This is a genomic window from Nocardia otitidiscaviarum NBRC 14405 (assembly GCF_000308635.1).
Classification (GTDB): domain Bacteria; phylum Actinomycetota; class Actinomycetes; order Mycobacteriales; family Mycobacteriaceae; genus Nocardia; species Nocardia otitidiscaviarum.
In genome coordinates this window covers 21200-44603 of sequence record NZ_BAGD01000273.1, presented here as the reverse complement: position 1 = coordinate 44603, position 23404 = coordinate 21200, and the positions used below count along the sequence as shown (strand labels likewise).

At 70.3% G+C, this 23404-nt stretch carries 18 protein-coding genes and 1 pseudogene; 4 read left to right on the top strand and 15 right to left on the bottom strand.

What is annotated here, in order from left to right; genetic code table 11:
* The first annotated feature begins 148 nt into the window (after positions 1 to 148).
* Positions 149 to 1543, top strand: coding sequence for an MFS transporter (locus ON31_RS30815; protein WP_039818662.1), 1395 nt, complete (start codon positions 149 to 151; stop codon positions 1541 to 1543).
* 48 nt (positions 1544 to 1591) lie between these two features.
* Here ON31_RS30815 and ON31_RS30810 read toward each other — a convergent pair whose 3' ends face one another.
* The 9 genes and pseudogenes from ON31_RS30810 to ON31_RS30775 all read right to left on the bottom strand — a co-directional run bounded on the left by ON31_RS30810 (position 1592) and on the right by ON31_RS30775 (position 10028).
* Complete coding sequence (locus ON31_RS30810) at positions 1592 to 1831, bottom strand: hypothetical protein (protein WP_147287223.1); 240 nt, start codon at positions 1829 to 1831, stop codon at positions 1592 to 1594.
* Entirely contained in the window at positions 1828 to 2421 is a 594-nt protein-coding gene (locus tag ON31_RS38290; RefSeq protein ID WP_051038026.1) for an MFS transporter, read from the bottom strand. Before ON31_RS38290 ends, ON31_RS30810 begins: the two co-directional genes overlap by 4 nt.
* A gap of 85 nt (positions 2422 to 2506) precedes the next feature.
* A pseudogene (locus ON31_RS38650) lies at positions 2507 to 3094 on the bottom strand (MFS transporter); the annotation flags it as partial.
* Positions 3095 to 3118: 24 nt separating this feature from the next.
* Positions 3119 to 3973, bottom strand: a complete 855-nt coding sequence (locus ON31_RS30800; protein WP_051038025.1) for a GAF domain-containing protein — start codon at positions 3971 to 3973, stop codon at positions 3119 to 3121.
* Positions 3974 to 4040: 67 nt separating this feature from the next.
* Positions 4041 to 5582, bottom strand: coding sequence for an FAD-dependent monooxygenase (locus ON31_RS30795; RefSeq protein ID WP_051038024.1), 1542 nt, complete (start codon positions 5580 to 5582; stop codon positions 4041 to 4043).
* A gap of 42 nt (positions 5583 to 5624) precedes the next feature.
* Entirely contained in the window at positions 5625 to 6839 is a 1215-nt protein-coding gene (locus ON31_RS30790; RefSeq protein WP_039818660.1) for a cytochrome P450, read from the bottom strand.
* Complete coding sequence (locus tag ON31_RS30785) at positions 6836 to 8368, bottom strand: MFS transporter (protein WP_051038023.1); 1533 nt, start codon at positions 8366 to 8368, stop codon at positions 6836 to 6838. The genes ON31_RS30790 and ON31_RS30785 overlap by 4 nt, the downstream gene beginning before the upstream one ends.
* A complete protein-coding gene (locus ON31_RS30780; RefSeq protein WP_039818658.1) occupies positions 8365 to 9039 on the bottom strand; it encodes an HAD family hydrolase in 675 nt (224 codons plus the stop codon). The genes ON31_RS30785 and ON31_RS30780 overlap by 4 nt, the downstream gene beginning before the upstream one ends.
* Positions 9036 to 10028 (bottom strand): ScbA/BarX family gamma-butyrolactone biosynthesis protein, encoded by a 993-nt coding sequence (locus ON31_RS30775; RefSeq protein WP_081592861.1) that lies wholly within the window; start codon positions 10026 to 10028, stop codon positions 9036 to 9038. Before ON31_RS30775 ends, ON31_RS30780 begins: the two co-directional genes overlap by 4 nt.
* A gap of 353 nt (positions 10029 to 10381) precedes the next feature.
* Between ON31_RS30775 and ON31_RS30770 the strand changes: the two genes are divergently transcribed.
* Positions 10382 to 11119, top strand: coding sequence for a respiratory nitrate reductase subunit gamma (locus ON31_RS30770; protein WP_039818657.1), 738 nt, complete (start codon positions 10382 to 10384; stop codon positions 11117 to 11119).
* Here ON31_RS30770 and ON31_RS30765 read toward each other — a convergent pair.
* From ON31_RS30765 to ON31_RS30745, 5 genes are all read right to left on the bottom strand, one after another.
* Positions 11034 to 11696 (bottom strand): response regulator transcription factor, encoded by a 663-nt coding sequence (locus ON31_RS30765; RefSeq protein ID WP_039818656.1) that lies wholly within the window; start codon positions 11694 to 11696, stop codon positions 11034 to 11036. The two genes, ON31_RS30770 and ON31_RS30765, sit on opposite strands and share 86 nt — an antisense overlap.
* Positions 11693 to 13522 (bottom strand): sensor histidine kinase, encoded by a 1830-nt coding sequence (locus tag ON31_RS30760; protein WP_039818655.1) that lies wholly within the window; start codon positions 13520 to 13522, stop codon positions 11693 to 11695. The genes ON31_RS30765 and ON31_RS30760 overlap by 4 nt, the downstream gene beginning before the upstream one ends.
* A gap of 197 nt (positions 13523 to 13719) precedes the next feature.
* Positions 13720 to 14031, bottom strand: a complete 312-nt coding sequence (locus tag ON31_RS30755) for a hypothetical protein (RefSeq protein ID WP_039818653.1) — start codon at positions 14029 to 14031, stop codon at positions 13720 to 13722.
* Positions 14032 to 14247: 216 nt separating this feature from the next.
* Positions 14248 to 14958 carry an LLM class flavin-dependent oxidoreductase gene (locus ON31_RS30750; protein ID WP_039818652.1) on the bottom strand — a complete coding sequence of 237 codons (711 nt, stop codon included), beginning with the start codon at positions 14956 to 14958 and terminating at the stop codon, positions 14248 to 14250.
* Positions 14959 to 15005: 47 nt separating this feature from the next.
* A complete protein-coding gene (locus ON31_RS30745) occupies positions 15006 to 16274 on the bottom strand; it encodes a family 2 encapsulin nanocompartment cargo protein terpene cyclase (RefSeq protein ID WP_051038020.1) in 1269 nt (422 codons plus the stop codon).
* 215 nt (positions 16275 to 16489) lie between these two features.
* Between ON31_RS30745 and ON31_RS30740 the strand changes: the two genes are divergently transcribed.
* Positions 16490 to 16915, top strand: coding sequence for a hypothetical protein (locus ON31_RS30740; RefSeq protein WP_039818651.1), 426 nt, complete (start codon positions 16490 to 16492; stop codon positions 16913 to 16915).
* 66 nt (positions 16916 to 16981) lie between these two features.
* Here the strand turns inward: ON31_RS30740 and ON31_RS30735 are convergent, their stop codons facing one another.
* On the bottom strand, positions 16982 to 22450 hold the full coding sequence (locus ON31_RS30735; protein ID WP_039818650.1) for an ATP-binding protein: 5469 nt from the start codon (positions 22448 to 22450) through the stop codon (positions 16982 to 16984).
* A 193-nt stretch (positions 22451 to 22643) separates the two neighbouring features.
* On the opposite strand from ON31_RS30735, the gene ON31_RS30730 reads away from it, so the two are divergent.
* Positions 22644 to 23051: a hypothetical protein gene (locus tag ON31_RS30730; RefSeq protein ID WP_039818649.1), complete on the top strand. Its 408-nt coding sequence runs from the start codon at positions 22644 to 22646 to the stop codon at positions 23049 to 23051.
* Positions 23052 to 23404 lie beyond the last annotated feature (353 nt).

The following is a 23404-nucleotide window of genomic DNA, read 5'->3' as shown; positions in this document are numbered from 1 at the left end:
CATCACCACAACCTTGCTTGCCATATACCCCCAAGGGGTATATGTTTCCCGTGTCACGACGACGACCGAGAGGAGACCGCCATGTGCGAGCGCCGATGTCCCCATGCCCGCGAACCGCCACCCCAGCCCACTCCCAGGAAGTGCCCCGATGCGTACCACGCCCTCGACCGCCACCCTGTTCGCCCATCACGACTATCTCCGACTCTTCGTCGCGCAGCTGTCGGCGCTGTTCGGCACCGGACTGACCACCGTCGCACTGGGATTGCTCGCCTACGAGCTCGCCGGTGGTGACGCCGCCGCCGTACTCGGCACCGCACTGACCATCAAGATGCTCGTCTACGTGACGGTCGCGCCGATCGTCGCCGCCTATGCCGATCGGTTCCCGCGTCGCGCGTTCCTGGTGTCGCTCAACGCCGTTCGCGCCGCGGTGGTGCTGGCCCTGCCGTTCATCGACCAGGTCTGGCAGATCTACGCGCTGATCGCGGTGCTCCAAACCGCTTCGGCCGCCTTCACTCCGACCTATCAGGCGATCATTCCCGACATCCTGCCCGACGAGCGCGAGTACACCCGCGCACTGTCCGCCGCCCAGCTGGCCGCCACCATGGAGACGCTGCTGAGCCCCGTACTCGCCGCCGCGGCCCTGGCCGTGATCAGTTACCACTGGCTGTTCGTCGGCACCGCCGTCGGTTTCGCCGTCTCGGCCGCCCTGGTGCTCGGCACCCGCGTTCCGAACGCCACCGGCGCGACCTCGGGCGGATTCGCCGACCGGATCGCGGTCGGGATGCGCATCTTCGCCGCGACGCCCCGGCTGCGCGGGCTACTCGGCCTGAATCTGGTGGTGGCCGCCGCCGGGTCGATGATCATGGTCAATACCGTCAACTACGTGCGCGACACCCTCGGCGGCACCCAGTCCGGCGTGGCACTGCTGCTGGCCGCCAATGGTTTCGGCACCATGCTCGTCGCACTGGCACTGCCGCGCGTACTCGACCGTCTCGGCGCACGGCCGGTCATGCTGACCGGCGCCGCCACCCTGGCCACGGCACTCGCCGCCGCCGTCACGCTCTCCCTGGCGGGCACGGGCGCATGGCGGTGGACCGCGGCCGCCGTGATCTGGGCCGTCGTCGGCGCGGGCACCGCCGCCGTTCTGACCCCCACCGGTCAGGTCCTGCGGCGCTCCTCGCGGCCGGCGGACCGCCCCGCCCTCTTCGCCGCCCAGTTCTCGCTCTCCCACCTGGCCTGGCTGATCACGTACCCCATCGCCGGATGGCTCACCACCGCCGCCGGTTTCACACCCACCTGGACCGTCCTCGGCGTCCTCGCGCTCGCGGGCATCGCGGTGGCCGCGCGGATGTGGCCGCGCCACGACCCGGAGGTGATCACCCACCTGCACGAGGTCGGCAGCATCGACCCGGCCCGCCTCGCCGACGCCGTGCGCGTGGGAGATCGGCACTACCGGCACACCCACCCCTATGTCATCGACGCCGACCATCCCCGTTGGCCTACGGCGGCGGGCCGCACACCGCGACCGGCGCTGGCGGCCTGACCACGTCGAATACGGTGGGCGCCCGGAATATCCGGGCGCCCGACCACCTCACAGCAAATCGCGCGCGGGTGAGCCGGGCGTATCCGTGCCGGACGCGGGCACATCGGTTTCGTCCGGGGTGAACAGACCGGGAATGCCGAGTTCGGTGGCTGCCTCCAAGGAATCCCAACCTGCGGCAACGGCATTGGAGAACAGTTCCAGACGATCCTGGCCCGCAGCGGCGTACTCGTGGACGGCCGCGGTGTATCTGGCTCTGGCGGCGCGCAGCGCCTCTCGTGTCACGTTCACCTGGACCACACTATCGGCAAATTTTCAGCAACGGAACCCCGCGCCTGGCGATCTCGCCGCGCGGAGGCCAGATTGGTCCAGGCGCTCACCAGCAGCAATACCACCACGTAGACGGGAAGTACCAGGTCGGAGGTGGCGGTCAACTGCTCGAAGAACGGTGTGGTACCACCGAATACGGCGACCGTGACGCCATAGGGCAACGCCTGGCCGAGCGCGCGGTGCCGGGCGGGGAACAGCGCCGACATACTGGCGGGCAGGGTGGCGCACAGGCAGGCCAGCAGCACGGTGGCGACGAGGATGACCGCCCAGTAGGTCACCGGGGTGGCGTGCTCCAGCAGCAGGTGCAGTGGAACGGTCGCGGCGGCCATGGCGAGGGTGCCGCCGAAGAGCGTGCGCCGCACGCCGATCCGGTCGCCGAGCAGACCGAACGCGGGCAGGGCCAGCGCGAAGACCACGGTCGCGCCGACACCGGCCCACAGCACCCCGTCGTCGTCCAGGCCCAGCACGGTCAGGGCGTAGGCGGTGGGCGCGGCGGTCCACAGGTAGTACGCGGAGGTGACGCCGACCGTCAGCCCCGCCACCACGGCCATCGGGCCCAGCAGCGCACGCCGGTCGCGTGGCGGCCGGGGCTCGGGTGCCGTGGTCGCCCGAGTATCCGGGAGCCGCCCGCAGCAGGAAGAACGCGGTGGCCGCGATCCCGCCCAGCAGGAATGGCAACCGCCACCAGCCGTCCAGCATCGCCTGCCTGCCCAGGACCGATACCAGCACGGCCGCGAGCACACTCGCGGCCAGCTTGCCCGCGGCGGCGAAGACATAGAACATGCTGGTGAACAGGCCGGTCCGGGCGGGCGGCGCGCACTCGTAGAGATAGGTCTGCGCCACCGGCAGTTCACCGCCCTGGGACAGCCCGAGCAGCAGCCGCCACACCAGCACCAGCACGGGTGCGGCCGGACCGATCACCGCCGTCCCCGGTGTCAGCGCCATACCGTACGCGGCCGTCCCTGCGCCCGCGACGCAGACCAGCATGGCGATCCGCCGCCCGCGCCGATCCGCCAACCGGCCCAGCAGCACGCCGCCGAGCGGGCGCGCCACGAACCCAGCGGCGAAGACACCGAATCCGAAGAGCAGCGACCGCCGCAGGTCGCCGGCGAAGAAGACCGGCGCGAAGTAGGCCACCAGCAGTGCGTACAGCACCCAGTCGTAGCTTTCCAGCGCGATACCGGCGCAGATGACACCCAGGCGGGGTGTGCGAACACGGGCCATGGTGTCTCCCCCGTCGATTCGGGACTACGGCGGTGAGATCACCCGCAGCGCAGTCGATTCGGGCAGTCCGGGCAGCCGGGTCGAGGGTCCGGCGGGTGCGGACGCCTCGCCGCGCACCACCGCCGCGGGCAGGAAATCCGGTGGGGCGGTGAGCCAGGCCCGCACCCGCCCCGAGGCGGTGTGCACCAGCGCGGGGCGGGCGTCCGCCGCCACCGCCGCCAGCACGTCGGCGCTCAGCAGCTCCGCCGGTGTGGGCGGTTGGTCCGGCAACTCCTGGCTGATTCCGTGCAGCAGCAGTCGTCCTTCCCGATGAGCACCGCGAAAGGCATACCGCACCTTCATGATTCGGCCGTCCGGTCGACGTATGAGCCACTCCCCCGTTCCGGTGGCATCGGCTGCCGCGGTATCGATGGCGGCCAGCGCCTCGGCGATCTCGGGCAGCCCGATCAGGGTGGACAGCACCTCGGTGATGGACGGTTCGCTGGCGTCCGGGAATCCGTAGAACGCCGCCGTACCCGGATGGGGCACCGCCCGCGGTCGGCCGGGGTCGGTCACATCCCAGGTCCAGCCGAGCGCACCGGGCGGCGGTGGCGGGTTCTCATCGCGGCTGCCCAGCCACACCATGACCGCGTGCACCTGGCGGCCGGGGCCGAGAATCGGCCGGGCGTAGGCGAGCCGGGTACCGGGGGTGAGATCGACCAGCGTCTGCGAATCCTTGAGATTGTCGACCACCACGCCCACCAGCTTGTGCACCATGGCCAGCGAGCTGCCCCTGAACACATTGCTCAGCGGCCGCCATTTGCGCGCACGCGAACCAGCGGCAACCACTGTCGGGGCATCCGACAGTGTCTCGATGACCAGCCACTCACCATCACCCACCGCGATACCCCCGGCCCTCCATGGTTGCCGATGGTAACGAACATGGGCAAGGTCCGCAGTCCAGAGATCAGCCAGCAAACTCACCTCGGCTCCCGCCCGAGCCCACCGGATCCGCGGTCGTCGCGGTGCCGAACCAGAAGGCGAGCGTGGCGGCGAAACCGGGGGGCAGCGCACCGCCGGTATCACGGATACCGTCGCCGGACCAGGCGACATAGCCGTCCGGGCGAATGAGCACGACCGGCGGTATGCCCTCCGGCAGCCGGTCCACCGCGACCACGTCGACGAGCGGGTGGGCGAGCGCGGCGCGGTCGACGGCCGGTTCGGCGGTCAGCAGCACCGCGCGTCCGGCCGTGAGCAGATCGCCGATGGTGCGCGCACCCGCGCCCGGCACCTCGACGGTGAGATTCGGGAAGAACTCACCCGCCCACGCACCGTCGTCGGGCGCTCCCGGGTAGCTCACCGATTCACCGTTGACGGTGTCGGCGAGCCGGTCGTGGGCGTCCGGATTGCTGAGCAGCTCCCGCACGAATCCGCGCAGCGGATCATGGTCGGGTGCGGGATTCATGAGCATCGCCTGCACGCGCGTGTTCTCCACCAGCCGGGCCGCCACCGGCTGCCGTTCGGTCGAATAGCTGTCCAGCATCGCGGGATTCGCACCGCCACGCAGTACCGAGACCAGCTTCCAGCCCAGATTCACCGCATCCTGCAAACCGGTGTTGAGCCCCTGCCCACCCAGCGGGTAGTGCACGTGGGCGGCGTCTCCGGCCACGAACAGCCGCCCGGCCCGGTAGTCGGTGACCAAGCGGGTGAAGTCGCTGAATCTGCTGGTGTACTCCAGATCCCGCAATTCCACCGGCCGACCGGTGATGCGCTCGACCGCCGCCGCGAACTCCGCCTCCGTGATCGGCCGCCGCCGATCGGGTTCCGGCCCGTCGAATTCGAAGGTGATGATGCGGCTGGAACCGAATCGGTTCAGGTTCAACAGCGTCCACCCGCGCGGGGTGGGCTGCCAGCCCGGCCGCAGCTGCTCCGGATGGGGCAGCCGCGCCATGCCGAGCATGGCGCGCAGGGTGGGCGGATACTCGACCGTGGGGAAGTCCCCGGATTCGCGGACGATACCGCGTGGGCCGTCGCAGCCGATCGCGTAATCCGCTGTGAGCGTGTAGCTCTCCGTCCCCTCACGAACGGAGAGCGTGACGCGGCCGGAATCCTGCCGGACCGCGGTGACGGTGTGACCGCGCCGGATGAGCGCGCCCAGATTCCCCGCGCGCTCTCCCAGCGCCCGCTCCAGGTCGGCCTGGGCGAGCCCGATCATGACCGGGCCCTCGATGGCCCGGGTGCGCAGCGTGAGCCACGGATATCCGGCGAACTGGAAGGGCTCCCGCACGATGTCCCGATAGTCGGCGTCCACTCGCGGGAAGCGCAGGATGCCGCGCCGCGCCAGGGTCTGAATGGCCCGCGCGTGATAGGTGCCCGCCTTGGGCTGTTCGCTCACCTCGGTGCGGGTCTCCAGCACCACGACCGAAACACCGTGCAGCGCGAGCTCCCCGGCCACCAGCATGCCCACCGGGCCGCCACCGACCACGGCCACCTCACAGTGCTGCGTCATCCTCGGCTCCTTCCTGTCGGTCACATCCGTCACGTCGATCGGCTACCGGGGCCGGATCGGCAGCGCCGCGGGCCGCCGCAGTCCGATCCCGAAATCCCACGGCACCGCCGCGGGATCGACGGCGAGTTCGGCATCGGGACAGCGCCGGAACAGCTCGGTCAGCACCGCGATCAGTTCCATCTGCGACAGCGCCGACCCCATGCAGCGGTGCATGCCGTACCCGTATTGCAGATGCTGGCGCGCGGGTCGCTCCAGATCGATGACCAGCGGGTCGGGGAACACCTCCGGGTCACGGTTGGCGGCCGTGACCCACGGGTAGACGATGCTGCCCGCCGGCAGCGCGCCCGCGGCGGTGACCAGCGGATTGGTCAGCATGCGCGGGAACGCGCCCGGGGTGCCGAGCGGCATCAGGCGCAGGATCTCGTCCACCAGGCGCGGCACGTAACGCACCGGATCGGCGGCGACCCGCCGGTACAGCGGCGGATGCGCCAACGCGGCGTAGGCGGTCTTGGCGAGCATGGTGGCGATATTGTTGTCGCCGCCCAGCACGATGCCCATCACAGTGCCCTGCAACAGTCCGGTGTCCACGGCGGCGAACTCCGGTTCGGCCGCGCGGCGCTTGTAGACGGCCAGCAGGCCGGTGTCGTCGTGCAGGCTGTCGTCGGCGAGCAGGCGACCGACCCAGCTCCACAGTTCGATCCACGCCGTCTCGATACCGGCGATATCGTCGCGATCGGCGTACTGCACGATGCGACCGCGCTCGTTCATCCAGGCGGCGTGTTCGAGCGGAACGCCGAGCAGCGCCAAGGCGGTCTGCGCCGGAACGACGCGGAACACATCGCGGACCAGGTCGGGATCGGCCGCGGCGGCGAGTCGGTCGAAGGCCGCGGCGGCGAACCGGGCCACCGTCGGTTCCCAGGCCGACAACGCGCGGGCACTGAATTCGTGCGAGACGAAGCGGCGCACCACCCCGTGCACGGGTGCGTCCAGATTGATCAGCACCTCCGGAGCCCAGTTGGTCGGCATGAAGGACGGACCGCCGTCCACATTGCACAGTTCGCGGCTGGATGTGCTGTCCAGCAACAGGGTTCGCACATCGTGGTAGGAGCTCAGGCAGACGGCGGTGTGGCCGCTGGGCAGTTCGATGCGGTCGAATCCGTCCGGTTCGTCCGGCAGTCGCCGCACGAACGGCTCGGGGGTGTCCAGGTGGGGGATGTCGGTGACGCGGATACGGGTGTCGGGCAGGCTGAGAGTCATCGCGGGTCCTCGGATTCGGGTCGCAGCAGCACCGCGACCAGTAGGACGAACAGCAGGGAGAGCGCCGCCAGCACCCACAGCACGGGGTGGATGGCGCTGTTGTAGGCGGAGGCCAGCACGGCGGTGTCCACGGCGGGATCGACGGCGGACAGATCGCCGGCGGCGGTGGCGGCGGCGGCCTGGTCGACGACCGCCGGACCGAGTGTGTCGGGCAGCAGTTCACGCACCCGGCCGCCGACCACGGTGGCCAGCACCGAGCCGTACACGGCCACCACCACGGCCTCGCTGCCGAGCCGCACCGTGGAGACCAGACCCGACACCATGCCCGCCCGGGCGGGCGGCACCGAACCGATGGCCTGGCCGTCGACGAGGCCCACCCCCAGTCCGAATCCCGCCCCGAGCAGCACCAGCGGGCCGACGATGAGCGCGATGTTCCGATCCACGCCGACCACGGTCAGCCAGGCCGCGCCCAGCACGTACAGCGCGACACTCACCGTGAGGATCACCCGTGGCGAAACACCCTGGTGGGCAAGGCGTCCGGCGATGATCGGGGCGACGACCACCGGCACCGTCATAATGAGCATGACCGCGCCGACGGTGGTGGTCGGCATATCCCAGACCACGGTCAGGAAGGTCGGGAAGTAGGTCAGCAGCGCCACGAAACCGACCGCACCCGCCACCGGCACCAGCAGCAGTCCGACCAGGGTGGGGTTGCGCAGCAGGGACAGATCCAACAGCGGATTGGCCGTACGCCGTTGCGCCGCGGCGAATCCCGCCAGCACGAGCACACCGGCGACCAGCAGCGCGAGGGTGCCCGGCCCGGCCCAACCCCAGGTGTTGGACTGCACGATGCCCGCGATCACCAGCGCCAGACCGGAGGCGAACAGCGCCGCACCCCGATAGTCGATGGGCGGCCGCTCGGCGTGCGCCACGTCGCGAATGCCGCAGACCGCCGCCAGCGCGAAGGCCAGCAGGATCAGCAGCGCGTTCACCGCGAACATGCCCGGCCAACCGACCAGCCCGATGGCCGCCGCGGAAATCGACGGCCCGAAGCCGAGCCCCACCCCGGCCACCGTGCCGAACAGGGCGAACACCCGGGTCCGCTCCGCTCCGTCGAATTTCGACGACAGCAGCGCGCCGCCGCAGGCGAAGATGGTGGCCGCACCGACCCCGGCCAGCGCGCGGGCGATATCGAGCACCAGGATGGTCGGGGCCACCGCGCTCACCACCGAGGCCAGGAAGAACAGGGCCGAGCCGACCAGGAAACCGCGGCGCAGTCCGAGATGGTCGGCGAGCGATCCGGCCACCAGGCTGAAGGCCGCGAAGGTAAGATTGAAACCGTTGACCACCCATTGCAGCTGGGCGGGGGCATTGCCGAGGTCCTCGGCGATGCGGGGCAGTGCGACACCGGTGCCGGAGACTCCGGTGGGCACCACCAGCACGGCCACCAGCACCGCGGCCAGCAGCAGACCCCGCCGCTCCACCGGAAGGTGCTGCGCGACACCTGGTTTCACCATCGACTCGGTCATGCCCGCTCCCCCGTGACCGCCACGGACACCGGCGACCGCTCATCGAGCCGGGCGTTCAGCTCCGCGATCGCCTGCGCCGCGTCGACGAAGCGCACCGCGCGCCAGCCCGCCGCGATGGCGGCGGCACAGTTCTCGGCGAGATCGTCCACCAGCACGCACTCTTCGGCGGGCACCCCGGCGCGTTCCCGCGCGAGGTCGAAGATGGCGGGATCCGGTTTGCGCACCCCGACCCGGCACGAGTCCACGATGTGGTCGACCGCGTCGTCGAGATCGACCATGCGCCGCCAGACCGGCTCCCACTCGACCACATTGTTGGTGAGGATGCCGACCCGGTGACCGCGCGCACGCAGGTCGAACACCAGTTGCCGCACAGGCGGATTCACGTCGTGACCGGCGAACCACTGCGCGCCGAACTCGCGTTCGCTGCGGGAGAGGTCGATGCCGGGATCGCGCTCGCGCAGGGCGGCGTGCAGTCGATCCACCCATTCGGCCTCCGGCAGCATGGCCAGTTCGATCGGGGCCAGCGGCGCCACACCCAGGTCGGCGGCCACACGGGCCATGGCCCATCGCAGCGCCGCCGGGGCGATGCCGGTCTTGCGTTCGTACGCCTCGAACAGCTCCGTGATGGGCGGCGAGAGCACGCCTCCGAAGTCGAGATACACCATGCTCATGCGCGCACCCCCGGCATCGGCGCGCGGCCCGGCCGCCGCAGCGCCACCAACCCCTCGGTGATCACGGCGTCGCCCTGCACCATCTCGATGCTGAACTCGACGGTGTGGTCGCCGGTGACCGGCAGCGGTTGCGCGCGGGCGCGGGTGGCCAGTTCGAGCTCGCCGAAGCGCAGGAAGGTGGCTCGCACGGTGGTGAGCACCAGGCGCTGCGGGGAGAGGCCGAAGAGCTCGTGCGCGGCCACCACCGCGGTCTGCCGGAACGCCTCGAAGATCACCGCGCCCGGAATGTGGTCCAGCGGATGGTCGAACAGGCTCGGATGGTGTTGGTCCACCACGATTTCCGCGTCCAGCACCGAGGTGTCGGCGGTGAATTCGCCGAGGACCACATTGTCGATGCTGCGCCGTCCCACCAGTTCCGGTGCCGCCCGGCGTTCCAGCGGATAGGGGCGGGCGGCGGTCAGGTCCAGTGCCGCCCGCCCGCGGGTGCGCACCTTGTCCCAGGCCGCGCCCGGCATCCACTGGATGGCCATCTCCATGGTGGCGACCGAGGTGCCGTCGAGTTGGATGTCGATGGCCAGGGTGATGCCGATGACGACGTCGTCGCGCTGCTTCTCCTCGACGATGGTGGCGTCGAGGATGCCGTACCCGGGATGCGGTCGCACCACCAGCCCGGCCAGGTGGGAAATGCGTAGATTGCCGGTATTGAAGATGAACTTCTGATCCATGCCCGCGCCCACGTAGCGGTGCGCGATCAGGATCGACGCCTGCCGGGAGCATTCCAGCAGCAGCAGCGGATCGTAGGTCGCCGCCTCCGCCACGTGCTCGCTGTAGTAGCTGTGCTGGCGCGGCAACTGAATCCCCAGTCGGAACCGGGGGTACTTCTCGCAGATGATGTCGGTCAGGAACACCTCGCTGATGGCGCTGCGATGCACATGCTCGCGAGGTACGACGGTGGAATACGACAGTTGTGGCTCGATCACACGGGACATGGGTGCTCCGAGGTGGTTTCACGGTGTCGCGCCGGCCAACGGCCCCATTGCCGGGCAGCAGCGAACATCCAGCCGAAACAGCGGAAAACCAACCAACGGCCTCGGGCATGGAGGGCAGGAGAAGGGCCGTCCAGCGACTCGCGATCGGTGTCGTTCACGCTACCGCACCCGCGACGGTGTTCAAGTTGTGCTCATGTGACGTACAACTCTGGACAGCGTGCGTATCATGCGCGGCGTCGCGCCGTCGGCTCGGCGCGGTTCCGCTCCTCGGGCCTTTCGGCACTTTTCCAGCAGCCACCGGCATGCCACTGTGATCGCGACACAGCAGGACACGGACAGCAAGGACGTCAGCCATGATGGTCGCGCTCTGGGTGTGGCTACCCTGCGCCGCCGCGCTCTCGTTCGTCATCGGCCATGTCTGGCGCTACCGCCACGACGGCTTCCGCTCCCACCTCTACGGCCCGCGTCTGGACCGCGCCCAGCGCTTCGGTATTCGCGCCTTCCGCATCGGCGTCCCCCTGCTGTTCGCGGTACGAGTCGCCGAAGCCCTCGCCGCCGGGCCACATTCACGCCCGCAGGGCTCCCTCGGCGCCATCCTCCTGGCACTCCAACTGGTGGCCGTCCCGCTGGCGCTGGCCGGCGCGGGCCTGCTCCTGGTCCCGCCGCTGATCTCCGCCGACATCCGCTCCCGCGTCACCCCGGTGGACCGCATCACCCTGCCGGTCCTGGTCGCCACCATGACCACGGGCATCCTGGTCACCTTCGACACCGGATCCACCGACAACCGATACCGCACCGCCGAAACCCTGTTCACCTGGGCACGTTCCCTGGCTACACTGCACCCCGCCCCCGAGGTCATGCACCACGCCCCCGCCGTCTACCAGGCCCGCGCACTCGTCATCATGGTGCTGATCGCGATCTGGCCCTACACCCGCCTCGCCGGAATCTTCACCATCCCGGCCCTGCACCTGGCCGGTCGCCTCGCCGCCGCGCGACGGCCTCGGATCACCGCTTGCCGGCGTCGAGGTGGCGCAGCACCGCCAGCACGCGTCGGTGGTCGTCGGGCCCCGGCGGGAGAGCCAACTTGGTGAAGATCGCGCCGACGTGCGTCTCCACCGTGCGCTCGCCGAGGAACAGCGCCGCCGCGATACCGCGGTTGGATTTGCCTTCGGCCATGAGCGCCAACACTTCTCGTTCCCGGGGGGACAGATCGTCGATGGGCAGGCGGCGGTGGTGCGGGCGGGCCATCATGCGGCTGATGAGGCCGGGGTCGATGGCGCTGCCGCCCGCCGCGACCCGGCGCAGCGCCTCCAGGAACTCGTCGATGTGGGAGACGCGCTCCTTCAGCAGATAGCCCAGACCGGCGGCGCTGTCGGCGAACAGATCCATCACGTGCTCGGTTTCCACGTAGTGCGACAGCAGCAGGACGGCGGTGGCCGGGTAGCGGGTGCGGATCGCCCGGGCCGCGTGCACGCCTTCCAGGGTGTGCGTCGGAGGGAGGCGGATATCCACCACTGCCACCGCCGGATGTTCGGTGGCCACGATGCGCAGCAATGCCGTGGCGTCCGCGGCCGTACCCACCACCTCGAGCCCCTCCTCGCGGAGCAGGAGCGCGATACCACGGCACAGCAGGGCCGAATCGTCGGCGACGGCGACGGTGAGGGTCATGCCGTCACGCTCCGCAGGGGGAAGGTCGCGGTCACCGTGGTTCCCGCGCCGGGCGGGCTGTGCAACTCGAAGGTCCCGCCGAGTGCCGCCACCCGATCGGCCAGCCCGTCGAGCCCGCCGCCGGGTGACACCACCGCCCCGCCGCACCCGTCGTCGACGACACACAGGCGAAGCTCGTCATCATCTGTCTCGCAACGGATCTGGATAGTTCTGGCGTCCGCGTACCTGGTGGCGTTGGTGACCGCCTCGGCGGCGACGAAGTACGCGGCGGCCTCGATGACGGCCGGTGGGCGGGACGCTGGCTCGCCCGTGACACGCACCGGCAGGACGGCCCGCTGCGCGAGCGAGTCCAACGCCGCGGGCAGGCCTCGCGCCGCGAGCATCGGCGGGAAGACGCCACGCGCGAACTCCCGCAATTCCGCCAGCGCGGTGTCCAGCTCACCGACGCCCTCGGCGAGCAACGTGTCGCGGGTCGTGATGTCGCCCGCGCGCCGAGCCCGACCGAGCAGAATCGCGGCGGCCACCAGACGCTGCTGCGCACCGTCGTGCAGGTCGCGTTCGACGCGACGGCGCGCGGTATCGGCGGCGGTCGCGAGCCGCTCCCGGGAGCGGCGCACCTCACCCAGCTGCTCCTGGAGGTCGGCGCGCAATCGGTCGTGCTCGAGCGCCAAGGCCGCGGCGGCGCGGACGGCGGCCAGCAACTCCGGATCGGCGGCCGGCAGTGCGGTGTCGAAGACCAAGGCCCCCACCGGAACTCCACCGCGTTCGAGCACCGTGGCCGATTGCGGTCCACCCGGGACGGGCAGCGCGCGCCGCCGCCCCTCGGCGTCCACGAAGCACTCGTGCTCCGCTGCGTAGGTCCACAGCGCGAGGGTGGGGTCGCGGACCGCGCGCCGCAGGGCCGTCACGAAAGCCCCGGCGGGCGGCGCGGAGCCGATGGCGGTGACGGCGCTGCCGACGGCCACCCGCGCCAGCTGATAGCGGATCACCCCGAACGCCACCGCGACCGGCAGCACCGCCGAGGTCGGATAGCGCAGTTCCAGCAACCAGGCATGCTGCGATCCGGGAAAGCGCACGGCGGAGGCCAGAATGCCGACGGTGACCACGATCGCCACCAATCCGGCCGCACCCAACGGCAGGAAGGCCGACCGATAGGCGGGAGACCCGACGCGCCAGCGCCGGGCGATCACCACCGTCACCACGAGACCGCAGACCGCGGCCAGCCCGCCGACGGTCAGCTGAACGACCGTGGCGATCGTCGGATCATGGTGCACCAGCAACAGATTCACCGATGTCGACGGATGCGTCGTCGCCACCGCACGCGGATCGAAGAACATCCATTCCGCAGCCACCCCGACGGTGGCCAGAACCCAGCACGCACCCACGAACCAGCGCTCCCAGCGATATCGCAGCCGACCGGTCGGAAAACCGAGCAGCACCTGAATCAATACCGGCAAATACAGGTTCGTCACCACGGCCGCGATCGTGAACAGCGCCGGATCACTGGATCGCCGCAGTCCCCCGAGCAGCCACAGCAGGCCCGCCACGATGATCAGCGGACCCGTCCACTCCCGCGGCCGCGCCCGCCACGCGATGAAGCCCGCCGCCACGAACGCCGTTCCGGCACCCAGGAACAGCACCAACTCCCACACCCCGAACACCGGCGGGTACGGCCCCCGCGCCGCCACGAACGACTCCCGCGGACCCAGCAGTAATGTTCGCGCCGGATCGTGCATGGCCGCCGTCGACCAGTCCATCGCGACGACGACCGCGCCGACCACCAGCGCGGTCGCCAACACCACGGCGAAGGCCGCCCGACAATTCACCGCACACCCCGAAGCGCCATCCCGACCGCTCACAGCATGCGCCGTCCACCGCCCCGAAACCAGGGCCGGTGGTCATGCACCGCGGTCCGGTGGGCGACCGGGAGCCGGTTCTCCGACCGACCCCCGGCAACCCCTGCGCACCCGTGGCGGGCGGATGCGAGCCCGAATCACCCGTGGGATCTCGTCAGCGACCCCGGTCAGCCCACGAATCCGCTGGGAAACGCGATGCCGTCGCCCCCCAGGCACACCCCGTTCACCGACCCCGGCGCCAGAAACGGCACAGCGGGTCCGCCGACACCGCCGCCCGGTGTGGTCGCGACACCGACGCCGGGCAGCCCGTACAGCAGACAGGTGGACGATTGATCCAGCGGATCGGTGGTGGTGACGATCCCCTGCGCTCCGGGTGTGACCGGGTCCGGATGGATATACGGGAAGGCCGAGGCGACCCCGCACCCGAGAACGGTCATCAACGCGACGGCGGCCGCTGTCCACAGCGCTCGAATCTTCATGATTCCCTCCGATTATCGTGCACCGCAGCATATTTCGCCGACTCGGTGCGAACTGTAAGCCGCTGCCGATCCGTCCTTCCCGGTCGGCGACCGCCCATCTCGAAGGTATGCCTTCCCCACCGCCTCCCACCTCCGTGCTCACCCGGAGACGGCTCCGTGCCAACGCGGTCCGATCGGTGACCGAGAGGTCCGGGGCCACCAGCTCACCGGGACGCGCTAGCCGGTCGGTCGGGAACCCGCGCCGCGGCGGAGTTGGGCGGCCAGCCAGAGCACCACGCCGTAGCCGAAGGCGGCGTCGGCGGCGGAGACCAGGGCGGAGCTGGGGAAGACGATGGCGTGGCGCAGACCCGCGTCGGCCAGGGCGCGCAGCCGGTTCAGGATGTCGCCGGGGGTGCCGATGACCAGCCACTCGTGCAGGACCTCCTCGGGTACCTCGGCGATGGCCTCGCGTACGTCGGTCGCGGTGAGGTGGTGTGGCATCAGGTCGATCAGGCCGCGGAAGTCCGGTCCGAAGGGGTGTTTCGCGCCGCAGCGGGTCCAGACCGCCGCCGGGGCGAACAGACCCAGGTAGCGGACGGCCGGGGCGCGCAGGATGCGGCGCAGGCCCGCGGGCGTGCGGGCGGTGAGCATGGTGATCATCGCGGCGGGCACGATGGCCTCGGGTTGCACCCGCCCCGCACTCGCGGCCAGATGCGCGAGCAGCGGGGCGAAGTCGAACTGCTCATCCGGGCTGCGCACCGACTTCGCCTGCGGCGTGAAGTCGGCATCCCAAGCGGCCCTGGGGAACACGCTGATGAGATGATCGGTGGCCAGTACCGAGTCCAGCCGCCCGAGCCGTGCCATGCGCACCACGAATCGTGCCGCCCCCAGCGGCGGGTTGATCCCGGCGAGGGTACCGACCGCGAAGGATTTCCGCGCGTCCGACATCGCAGCCCTCCTGGAGATTGTGTTGTGCCGCAGCGCTGTTCAGCGCGCTACCGATAGCGGGGATTGGTGTTGTGCCATTCGAACGAGCCACCGATCCAATCCCGGACCCCGCGAAGGAACAGCTGTAATTCGGGCGATGGAATCGCCCGCAGCGCACGATGTTCGGCCTCGAACTCCCGCACCGTGCGATTGTGCAGGTCGACGGTGATCTCGGTGGCCTCGGCCAGCGAGCAGCCGCGATCCGCGGCGATCTGCAACACCATATTGCAGACCGGATTCGCGTCGGCGGCGTCCTTCTTGACCGAGAGCAGATCATTGACGAGCACGCAGGCCGTGCCCGCCCGGAACGCGGCCCGGCGCACCCGCTCGTCGTAGAACAGATTCGCGGGCACCTCGTAGCCCGCCACCGGATCGATCAAGGTCATCGAGGTGTAGAACGAATCATGTTGGCGGGCGGCGAGATACTCCCACGCGGACGGCGCCTCCCCGGTGTGCCGCCACGCCGCGTAGGTGGTCCAGGACACGAACATGGAGAAGGTGGCGTAGCAGGCGCGCTGCACCTGATCCGGGGTCGCGTGGCGGCGCAGATTCGAGACCGCCGAACCGAAGGCGCGCAGTACCTTGTCGGTGCGCAGCGTCTCCTCCAGCGGCATACTGAATTCGCCCGCGTCGGGCACCGGGTCCAGTGCGGCCATTGCCATGGTCAGGCGCTGCGGCAGCCGGGTCGGATCCGCGCCCAACGCCGAATCGTCGGCATAGTAGTCATCGGCCATCCACCACGCGGTGTTCATCTGGGCGGCGATCAGCAGGCGGTCGGGATCGTCGGAATCGGTGTGGGTCAACATGACCAGCCGCCCGTAGCCGGTCTCGCGCAGCTTGTCGAGTTCATCGTCGGTGCAGCCGATGGATTCGGCCCACACCACCAGGCGGTCGTCGATCGCCGCGGCCAGATTGTCGTCAACGCGGGCGGCGGGTGGACAGTAGACCGGCGACGCGGAGCCGTCGCCCCATTCGAATTCGCGATAGGGTTCGGCATCGGCCAGCCGCCGAACCGGTATCCGAAACGCGCTCTCGCCCAACCGTTCCGCGAGATGTGCGGGGTTCGGGACGGCGGTGGCGATCGAGTCCCGCCCGGCGGGCGCGCATCGGTTCGTCCCATTCGGTTCCGGTGGAGCCGGTGTCACGTCCGGCCGCGTGGTGGAGAAGATCCTGGCGAGTTCGGTTCCCAGCCCGCGGGGCCCACCGAGTACCGGGGACCGCACCGCGCCGAGTTCACCCGCGCCGAGTGCACCGCTGTCGTTGTCGAATGTCGTCATCGTGCTGCTCCTGCCACGAGGGGTCATCAGGTGGAGGCAATGCGTAGATGGAGAACACCATCGACTATCCGGCCTCGCGGCCGACGCCGCAGACGATTGCGTGATTCTCTCCGGAACCCGGATGACCGCCCATCGACATCGAATCGTCCTTCCGGGCCGCAGGACGGGACCAAAGCCCCTGGTGCGCGCCGTCCCGGCGGGTAGCGTCGACGATCATGAAGGCTGTTGCGCAGCACCTGCTCTGGTTCCTGCCGATGCTCTGGCTCGGCATGGTGCTGGCGATCTCGTTCCTGGAGGCCCCGCTGAAATTCCGCGCGCCGGGCATCACCATTCCGCTCGGCCTGGGTATCGGCCGCATCGTCTTCCGGGCACTGAACACCGCCGAGGCGATGATCGCGGCGCTGCTGCTCGCCGCCGCCGGGGCGGTGGGCCCGACCCCGGCCACCTGGTGGTGGCTCGGCGGCGCGGTCGTCGTCCTGCTCGGTCAACTCGTCATCGTGCGGCCGGTGCTCACCCGCCGCTCCGACCGCGTGCTGGCGGGCGAGACGCTCCCCCGCTCCGGGGCGCACTACTGGTATGTCGGCCTGGAGGTCGGGAAGGTGGTCACGCTCATCGGGCTGGCCATCGCCGCGACCCCCTGAACCGTCCCGGAACGGACGAGGTCCGGCACACCGCCCGCGCGGCGTGCCGGACCCGTCGGTGCGTGATCAGGCGGACAGACCGGCCTCGATGGCCTCGATAATGCGCGGCCGCAGTTCGGCGGCGCGGATGATGGCGTCCACCGAGCCGACGTCGACGGCGCGCTGGATGTCGTGCACGCCGTCGAATTCCGCGGCCACCTCGCCGAGCTTCTCCGCGCGGACCGAGGCCCGCAGCTCGTCGAGTTCCGCCGTCAGCGCCGCGCGATCGGCGCCGATGGCATTGGCGGCCCGCTCCTGCAATTCCCGCACCCGCGCATCGCCCGCCGTGCGGGCGTTCACCTCACCGGAGAACACCACCGCCGCGGCGGGCGCGCCGCCCAGCACCGAGGCGTAGGAGCCCTCGATGGCGAGCACGGTCATATTCGGGTTGAGTGCCTTGGAGAACACCACGAACGCACCGCCGTGATACCGCGAGATGACGCAGAACACGATCGGCCCGTCGAAGTTCACGATCGCCCGGCCGATCTCGGCGCCGTACTCGAGCTGCAACTTGCGCATGGACTCCGGGGAGCCGTCGAAGCCCGACAGATTCGCCAGCACCACCAGCGGCCGGTTCCCGCTGGCGGTGTTGATCGCGCGCGCGGCCTTCTTCGACGAGCGCGGGAACAGCGTTCCCGCCGTGTAGGTGTCGGGTCCGTCGGTGGCCGGGAAGCCGCGGCGCGGCACACCACGGGACTCGATACCGAGCAGGCACACCGGAATTCCGCCCAGGTGCGCGTCCTGCACCACCGCGGTCTCGGCGTCGGCCATCCCGGCCCAGCGCTCCAGCACCGGGTGGTCCTGGTCGGCCAGCGCCCGCATGACGGTCCGAATGTCGAAGGGCTTCTTGCGATCCGGATTGGCGGTGGCGGAGAAGATCTCACCCACGGTGGTGAAATCGCTGCCCGCCAGCGTGTGCGGGAAGGAGGAGACGTCGCGGTCGACCGGGTCGGTGGTTTGCGCCCGGCGCGGCGCCTGCTCGCCCGGGGCCACATAGGTGTGCTCGTAGTGCGACATGAGCACATCGCGGGCCGCGGTCAGGTTCGGCACCCAGTACTGCGCCTGCCCGTTCGGACCCATCACGCGGTCGTAGCCGCCGATGCCGAAGTTGTCCTCGGCCGAGACGCCGCCGGAGAAGTCGAGGGACTGCTTGCCGGTGAGCACCATGGCCGAATCCGGGGTCATCACCAGAATGCCCTTGGTGTGCATGAGCATGGTGGCCTCGGCGTTCCAGTACGGCTGCGCGCCGACATTGATGCCCGCGACCACGATATTGATCTCGCCGCCGTCCTGGGTGAACTCGACGATGCGCTTGAGCGCGGCCGCCACCCAGTCCATGTTCTCGGTACCCGACTCCATGGAGATGCGCGCACCGGAGGACAGCGCGTACCACTCCAGCGGCACCCGCATCCGGTCGGCCAGATCCAGTGCCGCGATCACCCGGCGGCATTCCGGTTCCGACAGCGCGCCGAGGGATTTCGTCGGATCGCCGAGCAGCACCACGCGGGTGACGCCCTGCGGGTGCAGTTCGGTCGGGGTGGTGACCACACCGGCGACCATGGCCGCGGTATTGCGCCCCTTGGGCCGATCCACCGGCACCAGGGCGTGGTCGGCGTCGAGGTCGTACTCGGTGAATTCCCCGAGCAGACCGGTCAGCTCGTACGGGTAGACGGTATTGCGGCTGCTGGCGCGCAGCACCTTCTGCCGGTACGCGTCGATCGGCTCGACCGGCTCGTCGGTGCGTTCGCCCACGCTCACCTGCGGGGTGCCGGTGGCGTCGAAGGAGATGCGGACCGCGACCTTGGTCAGCTCACCGCTGCGCGGATCGCGCTGCCGGGCGATGAGCAGGATCTCCTCGAGATTCGCGCCCACCGTCATCGGCAGCACGTGCCCGCCGATCACGGTCTCCAACTCCTCGCGGGTGACATCCACCGGAGGCCAGATGTACATGACGATGCGGTTGGTGTTGAAGCGCTTGGCCGACGGCCGCTGGGCCTGCGCCCGCCGAATCGAATCCAGGCAGGTGGCCACCGCGATCTCGGCCGTCGGCAGCGCCAGCAGGCGGCCGTCGTGCTCGCGCAGCGCGGCCAGGTCGCGCACCTGCGCGAAGGCGATGAGCCGTTCGTCGGAGGGGTTCTCCTTGGCGACCGCGCGGAACAGGTACACCTCGTCGTTGTCCGAGGACGGCAGCCGGGTGAGGTCGAACTTGCGCAGCCGCTTCATCTGCATGCGCTGCGCGATGAACGGGTGCAGGCCGCGGATGAGCCGCTCCTCCGCCATCCCGGTCGCCGACGGCCGGAAGGTGAAGTGATGGTGCATGACCGCGCCGCCGCTGCCCGCGACGGTGGTGGTGATGCGGTGCACCTGGTTCGGAAGCGATTGCGCGGCAAGCTTTTCCTGCAACGCCGCGGCCATGGCCTCGAAGTCCTCCGGCTGGTTCTCCCAGCTGAGGTAGATATCCGCCTCGATGGAGGCCGCGCCGCCGGACAGCTCGGCCAGCCCGCGCAGCGCGGTGTCGAGCGCGTCGAAGCGCACCGCCGCCGAGACCAGGGTCAGACCGCGGCGTTCGGCGACGACGTAGCGGCAGCCGCCGACCTCCTCGGCGCGCACCCCGATGAGGTCCTTGTTGCCGTAGTAGCGGCGGGTCAGTACCTCGAGCATGACGGTGTTGTCCACGCTGCCGCGCACCAGACGCTGGCCGAGCAGCTTCACCAGCGGCTCGGTGCTGCGCACCATCTCCGCGATGCGGTCGGCGCGATCCGGGGTGTCCGGGTGCGCGTCGAGGTAGCTGAGCTGTTTGCGCACATTGGTGTACACGCGGGCGCGGTTGCGCCGCAGCAGCGGCAGACCGAACCAGGCGTACACCACGCCGCGCGCCAGATCCGCGATCACCGGGAAGCGCACCTGGGTGGCGACCACCAGTCGCTCCAGCACCAGCCCGACCGGTTCGCGCAGCGCCTGATCCGGCACCGGCTCCCGCAGCCATTCGCGCAACAGGGTGGTGATGACGGTGACGGTGTCGGACGGGCGCTGCTGGGCCAGGAAGACGCGGAACACCGCACCCTCGAGGTCGGGCGTCCGGTCCAACTCGGTGACGCCGTAGTGGCTCAGCGCCTGGGACAGCTTGGCGCGGTAGGAATCCGGCAGACCCGCCCGCTCCGCGTCCAGGCTCTGCAGATAGCTGTGAAAGTACTCGCGGGCGCTGTGCACGTGCCCGTGGCCGCCGTCCTCGTCACCGGAGCGGTTGTGGCTCAGTTCGGCGAGATCGGCGAAGACCTCCAGCAGTTCCAGTTCCTCGGCGAGCGGGCGGCGGTTGTCCGCGATGGCGGCCCGGCGCGCGGTCAGGTAGTCCTCGACCACCCGGCGTTCATCGTGCGGGTCGACGTCGAAACCGAGCAGCAGGCTGCGCAGATCCTGCATGCCGCGCGCCAGCCGCTCGTGCGGCAGCACCGGCGCGGCCTCGCCGGGCAGGTCCAGGTCGACCGCGGCGGCGGTACCGGTCTCGGCCTCCTCGCCGTCCTCGACCAGCGGCTCCAGCCGCAGCAGCGGCGCGCCGGTCTCCACCTGGGTGCCGACCGAGACCGCGCATTCCTTGAGCCGGGCGCGGAACGGCGCGCGCAGCACCGTTTCCATCTTCATGCTCTCCAGCACCAGCACCGGTGCGCCCGCCTCGACCTCGTCGCCGACGGCCAGCGGGGTGGCGACCACCAGCGCGGGGGCGGGCGAGCGGACGACACCGCCCTCGTCGCGGCTGATGCGGTGCGTGACGCCGTCGAGTTCGACCAGGTGGATCGGCCCGTGCGTGCCGGTGATCAGGCGATAGCGGGTGCCGTTCACCACGATCTGCCCGGCGTGGCTGTCGAAACGCTCCAGATCGACGTCGGCGGTGCGGATATCGCCGCCGGACTCGATGCCGATGCGGAAGCGGTGCGCGCCGATCCGGGCCACGCGCACCCGGTAGCCGACGCCGCGCAGCTTCAGGTCGCAGGGGCGGCCGCTCTGATGCTGCACCTGCGGGCGTCCGCCCGCCGCCGTGGACAGCAGGCGGTGCCGCTCGACCCGCTCGTCCTCCTCGTAGGCGTCGATGGCGGCCGCGGCCAGGGCGATGGCGGAGTGGCGGTCGGAGACCAGGCGGCCCTCGCCGCGCACCCGGTCGATCCAGCCGGTGTCGGCGCTGGCGTCGATCACCTCGGGCTGGTTCAGCAGCTCGAGCACGAAACTCTTGTTGGTGGCACCGCCCTCGATGACGACCCGGGTCTCGGTCAGCGCGCGGCGCAGGCGGCCCAGCGCCTCGTCACGATTGCGGCCGTAGGCGATGATCTTGGCGATCATGGAGTCGAAGTCGGCGGGGATGGTGTCGCCCTCGCTGACCCCGGTGTCGACCCGGATGCCCGGTCCGGCGGGCAGATTCAGCCGGGCGATGCGGCCCGGGGCGGGCGCGAAGTCGCGGTCGGGATCCTCGGCGTTGAGCCGCGCCTCGATGGCGTGGCCGCGTTCGGCCGGGGGCTCACCCTCCAGCTTGCCGCCCGAGGCCACCAGCAGCTGCGCGCGCACCAGATCGAATCCGGTGGTGCACTCGGTGATCGGATGCTCGACCTGCAGGCGGGTATTGACCTCGAGGAAGGCGAACAGCTCGTCGCCGGGGTGGTAGAGGAATTCGACGGTGGCCGCGCCGCGGTAGCCCACCGCGACGGCCAGCCGTTCCGCCGACGCCTTCAACTCGGCCGCCTGATCGGGCCGCAGCACCGGCGAGGCCGACTCCTCGATGATCTTCTGGTTGCGCCGCTGCACCGAGCAGTCGCGCACGCCCAGCGCCCACGCGGTGCCCTGACCGTCCGCGATCACCTGCACCTCGACGTGCCGCGCGCCGGTGACGAGGCGCTCCAGGAAGACCACGCCGCTGCCGAACGCGCGCGCGGCTTCCTGCCGGGTGCGTTCATAGGCATCGACGAGTTCGGCCTCGCTGGTGATCTTCCGGATGCCGCGCCCGCCGCCACCGGCGGTGGCCTTCAGCATCAGCGGGTAGCCGATCTGCTCGGCCGCGGCGACCGCGTCCTCCACCGTCTCGACTCCGCCGCGGCTCCACGGCGCGACCGGCACGCCGACCTCCTCGGCGATCAGCTTGGCGCCGATCTTGTCGCCGAGCTTGCGCATGGCCTCGGGGCTCGGGCCGATGAAGGTGACGCCGATCTGCTCACACAGTTCCGCGAAGGCCGGATCCTCGGCCACGAAACCCCAACCGACCCAAGCGGAGTCGGCCTTCGTCGCGATCAGGGCCTGCTTCAGCGCCTTCAGGTCCAGATACGGGCGGGAGGACGCGGGACCCAGGTCGTATGCGATATCGGCCTCGCGTACGAAGGTCGAATTCCGATCGACGTCGGTATGCAACGCGACGGTCTCGATCGTCGATCCGGTCTCCGCAGCCAGGTCCCGAACAGCATGGATGAGACGCATGGCGGCCTCACCCCGGTTCACGATGGCGACACGGCTGAACACTCGCCGACTCCTTCCCACTCCACTACGTTGGCCCGATCGGGCGAGATGTGCGACTGGCTGTCCCGGGTAGTCTGCACCCTTACCCCACACATATGTACATGCGAGTCCGTGTTACCCGCGCGTATCGTCTCCGACTCGACGGTGAGCACGACGTCCGGGCCGCCCTGGCGGCGCGCCGAAACCGACCGACGGGGTGCCCGACAACCCCGCCGCACCGTGGGAGGTGGACCCCCTGACCGACATTCTCGACCTACTGCACGCCCGCTGTGCCGAAATCTCCGCCGAGGCGATCCTGCGCGGCGAGGACCACCCGACCGTCACCCTCACCACCCGGGAGGTCGCCGATCTGCTCAACCGCATCACCGAGCTGCGGCGCCACCACACCGACCTCGTCCACGCCCACCGCGACCTCACCGCCCGCCACAGCCTGATCAACCAGACCGTCCAGGACGCGACCACGGCACTCACCCGCATCACCACCGCCCTCGAACAACGCACCGCCCACCCGGAGGCCCGCACCCGCCAGGTCCACACCATCGCCCGCGTCGCCGCCGAACGACTCGCCGCCGCGCACCCGCACGGCGACGACGCGGTGCGCTGACCTCCGTCCCCGAGAGGCCGGTAGGCCACCGCACCCGAACGCACCGCCTACGCACGGCCGGGACCCCTGCGTTCGAACGGCCCGGATTCGCACGGGCTCGAACGAGCCCTCCGGTTGGTCGGCGACGCGGCCGACGGTGTCATCCTCACCAGTTCCACTCCGCCGCCGTCATTCGCGACAGCCAGCCGGTTCGAGCGGAGGTCAGCGCTCGGTGGCAGCGGCGGCATTCTCGGTAGCGCGGGTTCCGGGTCACCCGCGAGGACAATTCGGTGTCGGAGGTCGGTCCGCGGGGTACGAGTTTCCCCGGTGGCGAGGGTGCTGCGCGGGACGCGGCGGCATTCTCGGCTCGGCGG